This window comes from Luteitalea sp., from assembly GCF_022842525.1.
Classification (GTDB): Bacteria; Acidobacteriota; Vicinamibacteria; order Vicinamibacterales; family Vicinamibacteraceae; genus Luteitalea.
This window is the reverse complement of record NZ_JALHPM010000219.1, coordinates 1-9,674: the sequence shown is the minus strand read 5'-3', so window position 1 is coordinate 9,674 and position 9,674 is coordinate 1. Positions and strand designations below refer to the sequence as shown.

Sequence of the window (9,674 nt, the reverse complement as noted above, 5' to 3'; positions counted from 1 at the left end):
GCGGCTCTTCGGGCCGATCGGCTACGTGCCACCCGCGGAGTACGAGGCGCGCTACTATCAGCAGGCGACTGCGGCCTGAGTCACAAAACACGCCCTCCGAGATTTCCGGTCCGATTCACCCTGGTGTGGGGTGAGAACGTTGTCACCTCGACCACCTTCATCTGGGGCGACAGCATCGTGTGGGGCGAGGACCTCGTCTCCATCGACGGCCAGACGTTTACCTGGGGCGACACGTTCATCTGGGGCGAATCGCTCATCTGGGGCGAATCGAGCGTGACCGCCCTAGGGACGACGCCCAAGTAGCTGAAGCGGCGCGCCGCACGAGCGCGCAGCCCAACCTAGACGCGGAGTGGTGCCGTTCGTGATCTGGCCCGGCCGGATCGACACCAGGCTCGCCGCTGGCTAGCTGCCCGGTGGAGCAGGGAATGACAATGCGGGCGGGGACTGCAATCTCCGACTTGACCGCGCACCTCGCTCGACACGCTGCCTGGTGGATCCGGCTTCGGTGTGCCGGTCGGACTAACTTTGCGCGCGTTCGGCGTGCTTCCATCTCGCGAGACCCGCCCGAAGGCCAGGCGCACCATTGCGGACGCGGTGCCAACCACGAAAATGCCGGGTTTGACCCGCACGGCCAGGATGGGGACGCCTCTACGGAGCGGGGACGGTCTGTGACGCGTTCAGTGCCGGCGTTGCCGCTCACTGACAACTGACCACCCCGCTCGGCGGCACACTGACCAGACGGCAGCCAGGGCTGTCGCCCACAATGGCCGCATTCGGAGCCGTGAGACGTAGAGTAAGTAGTCAGTGCTCGGCGAGCAGAACCGCCCGGCTCTGGTCAACACTCATTGAGCGACAACACGCAGGTGTTCCAACAGGAGCTGCCGCGGGCAAACGCGGCTGGTTCAGACCCGTCGTCCGACACCGTTCTGTACTATTCGCGCGGACGAGCCTTATCTATTTCTCCAGATTCGGGGTACTCGCTATCGTGACCCGCTAGGAGGTAGGCAAGATGCGCCATTGCGTCATCGCCGGTCTGGCCGCGAGCGCTCTGCTGATCACATGCCCGATAACCGTGCTGTCACAGACGACGGCCGGCGCAATCGCAGCTTCGGCGCAACGCCTGCGTACCGAGGCGCTTGAAGTGACGCATCTACTGCGGGCGAGTCGGCCAGACTTCGTTGCCGTGAACGGGAAAGCAGACGCTCTCCAGAGCCACGCCAAGGCGCTTACGCAGAGTCTGGAGTCCTTCGAGGCCAGCGTCGGGACGCTGGCGGCGAGGCAGGCCTCCGCGCTCGACCGCGCGCGGGCTGCGGGCGCAACGCTGGCCATCATCTTGTCGAACAAGGCGTCCATCCTGTCCGACGGCGACGCTTCAGGCAGACGGCGTTCACTGCTACGTGCCAAGGCGGAGGCAGTCGCCAAGCGAGCCGACATCGTCGCAACCGAGATGACGCGCGTAGGGGCGTGAGCGATCGAGGTCGTCAACCGACGTTCTGCGAGTGCTCCCCGGTGAGTTCACCGTCAGTGCGTGACCGTCGCCGGCGCCACGGTCGAGAAGGAGGCGATGCCGATGAACAGCAGAAGACCGTCCAAAACTCGGATAGTCACGGATCTGGCGGGCGTGGCGGCACACGGACCGCCCGCGGTGAAACCGAAGGCACGGGCCAAGAACGGGCCCTCGAAGGGGACTAACAGACGCGCGGGCCAGCTCATGGCGTTGCTTGAGGAGCGTCGCCAGGCCCTGAGGCGTGAACTCCGCGGACGCATTCGGGCCGTCCGTACGGGGGGGGCGGAGCGGTCAACCGAGCAGCCTGGCGAGGTTGCCGAGGTCGACTCGCAGGACGGTATCGAGTTCTCGCTCATTCAAATCAAAGCCGAAGCACTCAGCCGCGTCGACGAGGCACTCACCCGCCTCAGCGAAGGCCGCTACGGCTGGTGCATCGAATGTGGAGACGAGATTGCGGCAGTACGGCTGCGCGCGCTGCCGTTCGCCGTGCGTTGCCTAGACTGCGAGGAGTCCCGGGAAACGACTGTGCGTGACCGCGTCGCGTCCCGCCGTCGCCTCGACTCCGGCGTGGCCGACTCCTGACGGCAGTCGCGTGTCGTCGGCTCAGGTCCGGGCCTCGAGCGCCAAGCTGCGCAGACTCCCCCTGCACGCTGGTCGCCTAGCCGGACGACGCCGTGCGGTCTCAGGCCAGAGCGACGCAGGCCCAGCCCACGAGCTTGCCAACCGCCGGGCCTTTCGGCCTCTCAAGCGCGCCTCACGGAGCGGGGTTGCGACGCCGAGAGCCGCTCACGATGGCTGTCGGCGACGGAGCTTGGCCCCGCGCCGTGGCCTCGACGTGGGCACCGTGATCGGCTCGGCGCGGCCCGGCTCGATCTTCCAGATTCGAGCGCAGTACTCCCGGATGGCGCGGTCGGACGAGCACCAGCCAGACCGCGCGACATTCACGATCGCGTCGTGCGTCCAGCGTGGCTGGATGAGCCACCGCGCGCTCACCGCATCTTGCGCCTCGATGAACGACGCATAGTCGGCCATCAGCATGTACGGATCGTCGTGCAGCCACTGCCTCACCAGCGGACGGAACACGTCGCGGTCGCCGCCAGCCAGGGCGCCCGACGCGACCAGGTCCACCACCCGCGCCAGGCGCGGATCCTGCTCGTAGTAGTCGCGCGGGCGATACCCAGCGGCCTTCCGCGCTGCCACGTCTGCGGCCGTCAGACCGAAGAGGAAGAAGTGATCGGCGCCCACGGCGTCGCGGATCTCGATGTTCGCGCCGTCGAGCGTCCCGATCGTGAGGGCGCCGTTGAGCGCCATCTTCATGTTGCCTGTGCCGCTGGCCTCCTTGCCGGCGAGCGAAATCTGTTCCGACAGATCGGCTCCAGGGTAGATGAGCTGCGCGTTCGACACGTTGAAGTCTGGGAAGAAGACCACACGAAGCCTTCCGGCCACGTCGGCGTCGGCATTGATAACATCAGCGGCGGCTGTGATGAGGCGGACGATGAGCTTCGCCATCCAATAGCCGGGTGCCGCTTTGCCTCCGAACAGGAACACCCGGGGCACCACCGTGCGCGCGGGACTGTCCTTGATTCGGAGATACTCGGTCAACACATGCAGCACTTTCAGGTGCTGCCGCTTGTACTCGTGAATGCGCTTGACATGGACGTCGAACAGCGCCGCAGGATCCACGCGGACTCCTGTGCGGTCAGCGATGAGCTCGGCGAGGCAGACTTTGTTCAAGTGCTTGACGTGACGCCACGCCTCTTGAAAGCCTGCGTCATCGGCCAGGCGAGCGAGTCCGGCCAGATCGTCGAGGTGCCAGGCCCAACGGTCCCCGAGGTGAAGGGTGATGAGGCCCGCCAGGCCGGGGTTCGACAGCGCCAGGAACCGACGGGGCGTGACGCCGTTCGTGACGTTATGGAAGCGCTCCGGGTGCACGGCGTGCCAGTCGGCCAGGACTTCCCGGGCGAGCAGGTCGCTGTGGAGGGCGGCGACGCCGTTGATGGCGTGGGCCCCCGCGCACGCGAGGTTCGCCATCCGCACGCGCCGTTCCCCGCGGTCGTCGATGAGCGACAGCCGTGCCACGAGCGCGTCGTCGCCGGGAAAGCGTGTCCGAACGTCGTCCAGGAGTCGGCGGTTGATCTCGTAGACGATCTCGAGGTGGCGAGGCAGCAGGCTGCCGAAGAGCGATACCGGCCAGGTCTCTAGCGCTTCGGGCAGGAGCGTGTGGTTGGTGTAGCCAATCGTCCGTCGGGTGGTCTCCCACGCGATCTCCCAAGGCAGACGATGCTCGTCCACCAGTAGTCGCATCAACTCCGCCACGGCGACCGCCGGGTGCGTGTCGTTCAATTGCACGGCCCAGCGGCGATCGAACATCTCCGGTCGACCGCCTTCTGCGCAATGTGTGCGCAGCATGTCCTGGAGCGCACACGACACGAAGAAGACCTGCTGTCTCAACCGCAGCACTTTGCCTTGCATGGTGTCGTCGTTGGGATAGAGGAGCTTACTGATCGACTCCGAGCGAATGCGCTGCTCAACCGCTCCCACGTAGTCGCCCTGATTGAAGGCGGACACGTCGAACTGTTCAACCGCTTCAGCTCGCCACAGCCGTAGCGTGTTGCAGTGCGGGGTCCCATAGCCCAGCACCGGCATGTCATGCGGCACGCCGCGGACGATCTCGGCGGGTTTCCACGTGACCTGATATCGACCCCGGTCGTCGACATCCGCCTGCGTCGATCCACTGAAGCCGATCTGGACGGCGATGTCGGGCCGGGCGATCTCCCACGGATTGCCCCAGCGGAGCCAGCGGTCCGCTACCTCGACCTGCCAGCCGTGTCTCAGTTCCTGGTCGAAGATCCCGAACTCGTAGCGGATGCCGTGGCCGACGGCCGGCACGTCGAGTGTTGCCAGCGAATCCATGTAGCAGGCTGACAGACGCCCGAGACCGCCGTTGCCGAGGCCGGGCTCTTCTTCCTGCCCGAGCACTGCATACAGATCGAGGCCCAGCGACGCGAGGGCCGTCCGCATCGAGCCGACAACACCGAGGTTCATTAGGTTGGCGCCGAGCTGTGGCCCCATGAGGAACTCGGCCGAGAGATATGCCACGGCGCGCGTGGGATGCGCGGCTTGGACGTCGACCGTGGCGACGGCCCTGTGAAAGAGCCGATCTCGCACGGCCGCTGCGACGGCGAGATAGACATCGTTGAGCGATGCGGTCTCAGGCCGACGGCCAGACTGATAGAAGAGGTGCTCCCGCACTGCTCGTGCCAGAGTCTCGGCATCGAGCCCCGTGCGGAGGTCATTGGGTGTAGTCATCCGGCGCTTCCCTTCGGACGATGGCCGAGCTCAGTACGGTCGCGCAGCATCGTCACGGGGCGATGACCCGGCGCCAGATTGCGCGTCCGATCGTGAGGCCGTTGTGGTCGAGCAGGTCCAGCTGGAGTCGGGCATCCGGCAGGAACGCGAAGCGTCGGACGCGGGCGGGAGTTATCGGGGTTCGCACCACTGGATGAATGCTGACGATGCTGCGCCTGACGTCGATCATCGCGCGCCCTTCATATGTGAGATCCGGCGACATCTGCTGCCCGATGGATCCGCTTGACGTCATCAGTCCGAACCGGTCGTAGGTGAGTCGGCCGTTCGCCGCCACCGCAGAAATTCCGTCCGAGGTCACCCACTCGAAGCGCTCGAGCTGCCACTGCCCCTCGAGCGCCTGGCGGACGCCGCGGACAGATCCCGGAGTCGTGGCCACGGGAACACTGCGACAAGCGGTGACGAGCGCGAGGGCGACCACAAAGCCGGGAAGGAGGTCGAGAGAAGCCAATGTCCGCATGGTCCACGTCCTGGGTGTCGTTCGCTAGAATGTCGCGTTGAGGAACGTGAGCACGGCGTGGTGCCGGCGGTCCAATCCACCGGCGGCATGAATCGCCTGGTTGAGATAACCCATCTCGAGCCTGGTGCCGGGCGCCACGCCGATACCAACGCCGACGAACACGCGGTTCTGGTCGAACCCGGCGGCTGTGCGTTTCGTGTCGTTGAGGTGCATGCACACTTCGCCCCAGACGATGAAGGTCGGAGCACTCCGGACGAACGGCAATAAAGTCGAGGCACGAATGAACTGGCGCAGCCGCCAGGCCGTCGGCCCGGCGCCTTCGATCCATCGCTGTTCGACGCGCGAGCGACACTGGCCGGACAGGCGCCGAAATCCTCCGGCCCAGAGGTACTGCTGCCAGACCCGGTGCTCCTGCACGGTGCCGCCCGACGCGATGTACGTCGGCGTGTAGCCGTAGCCAACTCACAGGCTCGACCGAGGTGTCAAGTCCCGCCCCACCGCGGGCCGAACTAGAAGCTGATCGAGCCCATCCACGCGGTCTCGGGTCCGGCCTTGAAGCTCTGCGTACCAGCGCCAAGGTGACGCTGTGGCGCTGCGCTCTTGCGCAATCGCGGTCGACCAAGTGCGGCCGTCGGTGACCGATTGCGCCGACGCCGTAGCCGCGAAGACAGCCGACGCCAAGGCACACATCCAGATCGCCAGCCCCCACGCCGCCACTCATTGAGCCTCTGTGCTCTCCAGCCACGCTGCCAGCCGGCGCGCCGAGCCCCGGAGATTTCCGAGCATGCTTCGTCGTGACACGCAAGCCCTATTGGTGAGGTGGCAGGAACGTGACGGCGGCGTTCCCCAGGTCGTACATCGCGCCCGCGATGACGAGGGCCCCCTTGGCTTCGAGGTCGCGGAGCACCTGGCTTTCCGAGCGTACCGCCCGCATCGTCATCTCAACGTTCGTGCGTGCCACAGCGTCGACGAATGCGGCGTCCTTCGACGTTCGCGGGCCTTCGTGCCGCGTGGCCTTGACGGCCGGCTCGATGCGCGCCAGCAGGCCGGTAAGGCTGCCAAGCTTCACGCCGTCGATCGCGCCCGCCACCGCTCCGCAAGCCGTGTGACCGAGCACCAGGATGACCTTGGCGCCAGCGACGCTGCAGGCGAACTCCAAGCCGCCGACGACGTCACTGTTCGCGACGTTTCCGGCCATGCGGGTGTTGAAGACGTCGCCGATCCCGAGGTCCATCACCAGTTCAGCCGGCGCGCGCGAGTCAATGCAGCTCAGGATGACGGCGGCAGGGAACTGGCTTTTTGCGCGATCCTGCTGCTCTCGCAGAAAGTCACGATTCACCCGCACGCCCATCCGGAATCGCTCGTTGCCGCGCTTCATGAGCTCAATGATCTGCGTCGGGGACAGCGCATCGCGCTCGGTCTTGGGCATCGCGAATGCGGTCCTTACGGCACCGCCCGCACCAACGGCCATCGCCCCCACGATCGACCGTGTGAGAAAGCGTCGTCGCTCGCTGTCCATCTCTCGCTCCTTGCGCCGGTAGTCGTCTGCCACAAAGGCCTTCGTTCTGCGCTCTGGCACGGTAGCGATCGAAGCGGGCAGGCGGAAATTGATAATTTCGATGCGCGAGATAGAGCTCTGGCCAACCACGTGCGCGTGGTACGCTCATGCGTATGGCGTTTCTGAACTACCACCACCTGCGCTACTTCTGGGCCACCGTGAAGGAAGGCGGCGTGACGAGGGCGTCTCGCAGACTCAACGTCACGCAGCCGACGATCAGCAGTCAGATTCCAGAACTCGAGAACGTGTTCGATCGGCCGCTGCTGGATCGCCAGTCCCAGAAACTGGTGCTCACCGAGGCCGGTCAGATCTGCTACCGCTACGCGGAGAAGATCTTCGAAATGGGCCACGACCTCGTCCTCGAGCTGCAGGGCCAGCCGCCGAGCCGGCCCGTCGATTTCACCGTCGGGCTCGCGAACAGCATGCCAAAGATGATGGTCCATCGGCTCCTGCAACCGGCGTTGGGGCTTCCAGACGTGGGTCGCGTACGGTGCTACGAAGACCGACTGGAGCACCTCATTGACGAGCTCGCCAGCCACCATCTTGATCTCGTCATTGCCGACGCGCCTGAGCCACCGAACCGGAAGCACAAGGTTTACAGCCGTCTGCTCGGCGAGTCGAGCGTGTTGTTCTTCGGCACAGAGCGGCTCGCGTCGGGTTATCGACGCGGCTTCCCACGATCGCTCGATGGCGCGCCCATGCTTCTGCCGACGCACAATACCGCACTTCGCCGCGCGCTTGACCGGTGGTTTTCTGAGCAGAGCATCGTGCCCAACGTCGTCGCAGAGTTCGAAGACCCAGCGCTGATGAAGGTGTTCGGTGAAGCCAGCGCCGGGATCTTCCCCGCGCTGGCCGCCGTGGAGGCCGACGTGCGTCGCATGTGTGACGTGCGCGCGCTCGGCACTGCGCAAGGCGTCGTCGAACGTTTCTACGCGATGTCTACCGAGCGCCGTTTGAAGCATCCCGCTGTGGCCGCGGTGTCAGAAGGCGCAAAGTACCGCTTGGTCAGCTGAGCCTGGTTGTCGGAATAGCGCCGGCTCGCCTGTCTCCTCGATAGCGCTCTCGCGACGCTCACGCGCGTCGCGCAGGTACAACGTGGTGGTCGTAGTGTGGGTCGGACCATCACCATGCGACATCCGCGTGGTGATCCTGAAATCCACATAGGACGGCACGACATAGTCAGGGGTGGGGCCCGTCTGGGCGAACAGTGCAGGCGCCTGTCCGACAGCAAGGACGAGCTGCGGCACGGCGCACGGTCGCTTCGTCATCTTCCCCTCTCTGCACGCCACCAGCGCGGGGCGGACGGGGCGAAATGTAGCACGCCGCCGGCAGCTTGCTGGGCCAAGCGCCTGCCGCTACCCTGACAGGCTATGGACGCTCCTCGCCCCCGGACACGACGCATCAGCGCGCTGGTCGTCGCGGCACTCGTTTGTGCCCACCTCGCGATGCCGCTCGCGCAGACGACTGAAGGCCCGGCCCTGCTGGCGGCATTCAAAGCGTGGCAGACGACAGCGGCCCCCAACGCCGAGTGGTCAGCCGCTCTGGAGCAGTACAGGGCCACGCTGGTCCGCGAAGGACGCTCCCCCGCTGCGGCCGACCGAGCCATCCGCCTCATCACCGCCTACGACGAAGCCGAACTCTACGATGCCGTCTACGCGAAGGCGCCGGCGTTCAATACACAGCCGAACCAGCTGCTCGTCGAGGCGGCGCGCGGCCTCAGGCCGGGCCGCGCCCTCGACGTGGGCATGGGCATGGGACGGAACGCGCTGCATCTGGCTCGCGCTGGGTGGGACGTCACGGGTTTCGACGTCTCGTCCGTCGGCGTCCGTCATGCCGAAGCGGCCGCGCGAACCGAGAAGCTCCGCCTGAAGGCTGTCGTCGCCGCCGACGAGGAATTCGACTTTGGAACCGCGCAGTGGGACCTTATCGCCCTCATCTACACGATCGAAAAGCGGAGCATTCACCACGTCCGTCGCGCCCTGCGACCGGGCGGCGTGGTCGTCGTCGAGGCCGGGGTCAACCCCGACCTCAGGGCGGCGTTCGGCTATGCGCCTGGCGAGTTGCTGAGAATCCTCGACGGATTCGAGATCGTGCGGCACGAACAGCTCGAGGGTTCGTACGATTGGGGCCCCGAGCGCATTCAGCTGGTGCGTCTGGTCGCGCGGAAACCCCTGCGCTAGTGCTTGACAGGACACACGCTGGCGGGCGGCGTATCATGCGGCATGGGAATCGTCGCACGGTTGACCTGGCTCCCACTGCTGCTGCTTGGCGGGTGGCCCGCGGCCGCGCAGCCTGAAGACCGCCCGCTCGCGCTCGTCACGACGTACGCCGATGGTCGCGTCACCGAATCCTTGGTGTCTCCGACGGGGTTCCGTGCGTGGACACCGATGTTCCCGAAGGTCCCCGGCTGGCAAGATCCCGAGGGCGTCCTTCCGGTCACCGCCCTGAACCTTGCCGCCAGGGCGGACGGTGAGGAGCTGAGGGTAACAGTCTCCGTGCTGCGCGGTAAGTTCCGCGAAGTGCTCGAACCCGTGGCCGAAACCGTCGTCGGCGTGGGCGCGCGGGTGACGGTGAATGCCCTGCGAGACGTCGGGGTGATGCCGGTGACGCTCTCGGCCACGTGGTTCGCCGTGCCCGCGCTGCACGTGCCAAGCGCACGAAGCAACGTTGGCGGCCTGGAGGTCGAGACTGTCGAACCCGTCATCGAACCAAAGCCTGGGTATCTCGTCACGGTGCGCAATCGATCGGACGCGGCACTCGTCACCGTTGCGTACACCACATAC

General features: G+C 66.0%; 9 protein-coding genes and 1 pseudogene. 6 read left to right on the top strand and 4 right to left on the bottom strand.

What is annotated here, in order from left to right; translation table 11 throughout:
* Window positions 1–123 precede the first annotated feature (123 nt).
* From Q0C41_RS27040 to Q0C41_RS27030, 3 genes are all read left to right on the top strand, one after another.
* Window positions 124–303: a hypothetical protein gene (locus tag Q0C41_RS27040; RefSeq protein ID WP_291989364.1), complete on the top strand. Its 180-nt coding sequence runs from the start codon at window positions 124–126 to the stop codon at window positions 301–303.
* A gap of 706 nt (window positions 304–1,009) precedes the next feature.
* The gene (locus Q0C41_RS27035) at window positions 1,010–1,468 is read left to right on the top strand and encodes a hypothetical protein (protein ID WP_291989362.1); all 459 of its coding nucleotides are present in this window, start codon (window positions 1,010–1,012) and stop codon (window positions 1,466–1,468) included.
* A gap of 60 nt (window positions 1,469–1,528) precedes the next feature.
* Window positions 1,529–2,089: a TraR/DksA family transcriptional regulator gene (locus Q0C41_RS27030; protein WP_291989360.1), complete on the top strand. Its 561-nt coding sequence runs from the start codon at window positions 1,529–1,531 to the stop codon at window positions 2,087–2,089.
* A gap of 204 nt (window positions 2,090–2,293) precedes the next feature.
* Here the strand turns inward: Q0C41_RS27030 and Q0C41_RS27025 are convergent, their stop codons facing one another.
* From Q0C41_RS27025 to Q0C41_RS27010, 4 genes and pseudogenes are all read right to left on the bottom strand, one after another.
* Complete coding sequence (locus tag Q0C41_RS27025; RefSeq protein ID WP_291989358.1) at window positions 2,294–4,816, bottom strand: glycogen/starch/alpha-glucan phosphorylase; 2,523 nt, start codon at window positions 4,814–4,816, stop codon at window positions 2,294–2,296.
* Between the two features lie 52 nt (window positions 4,817–4,868).
* Window positions 4,869–5,252, bottom strand: coding sequence for a hypothetical protein (locus tag Q0C41_RS27020; RefSeq protein ID WP_291989356.1), 384 nt, complete (start codon window positions 5,250–5,252; stop codon window positions 4,869–4,871).
* Window positions 5,253–5,357: 105 nt separating this feature from the next.
* A pseudogene (locus tag Q0C41_RS31530) lies at window positions 5,358–6,023 on the bottom strand (DUF2490 domain-containing protein).
* A gap of 118 nt (window positions 6,024–6,141) precedes the next feature.
* On the bottom strand, window positions 6,142–6,981 hold the full coding sequence (locus tag Q0C41_RS27010; protein ID WP_291989354.1) for a carbonic anhydrase family protein: 840 nt from the start codon (window positions 6,979–6,981) through the stop codon (window positions 6,142–6,144).
* A gap of 17 nt (window positions 6,982–6,998) precedes the next feature.
* Between Q0C41_RS27010 and Q0C41_RS27005 the strand changes: the two genes are divergently transcribed.
* The 3 genes from Q0C41_RS27005 to Q0C41_RS26995 form a co-directional block, all read left to right on the top strand.
* Window positions 6,999–7,904, top strand: coding sequence for a LysR family transcriptional regulator (locus Q0C41_RS27005; protein WP_291989352.1), 906 nt, complete (start codon window positions 6,999–7,001; stop codon window positions 7,902–7,904).
* Between the two features lie 357 nt (window positions 7,905–8,261).
* A complete protein-coding gene (locus Q0C41_RS27000) occupies window positions 8,262–9,071 on the top strand; it encodes a bifunctional 2-polyprenyl-6-hydroxyphenol methylase/3-demethylubiquinol 3-O-methyltransferase UbiG (RefSeq protein WP_291989350.1) in 810 nt (269 codons plus the stop codon).
* A gap of 207 nt (window positions 9,072–9,278) precedes the next feature.
* Window positions 9,279–9,674: hypothetical protein (locus tag Q0C41_RS26995; RefSeq protein WP_291989348.1), on the top strand; the 396-nt coding region annotated here is incomplete at its 3' end.

Excerpts from the sequence above, each read along its gene's own strand:
- Q0C41_RS27035 (WP_291989362.1), top strand. The coding sequence starts at position 1,010 with ATGCGCCATTGCGTCATCGCCGGTCTGGCCGCGAGCGCTCTGCTGATC.
- Q0C41_RS27025 (WP_291989358.1), bottom strand. The coding sequence starts at position 4,816 with ATGACTACACCCAATGACCTCCGCACGGGGCTCGATGCCGAGACTCTG.
- Q0C41_RS27005 (WP_291989352.1), top strand. The coding sequence starts at position 6,999 with ATGCGTATGGCGTTTCTGAACTACCACCACCTGCGCTACTTCTGGGCC.
- Q0C41_RS27000 (WP_291989350.1), top strand. The coding sequence starts at position 8,262 with ATGGACGCTCCTCGCCCCCGGACACGACGCATCAGCGCGCTGGTCGTC.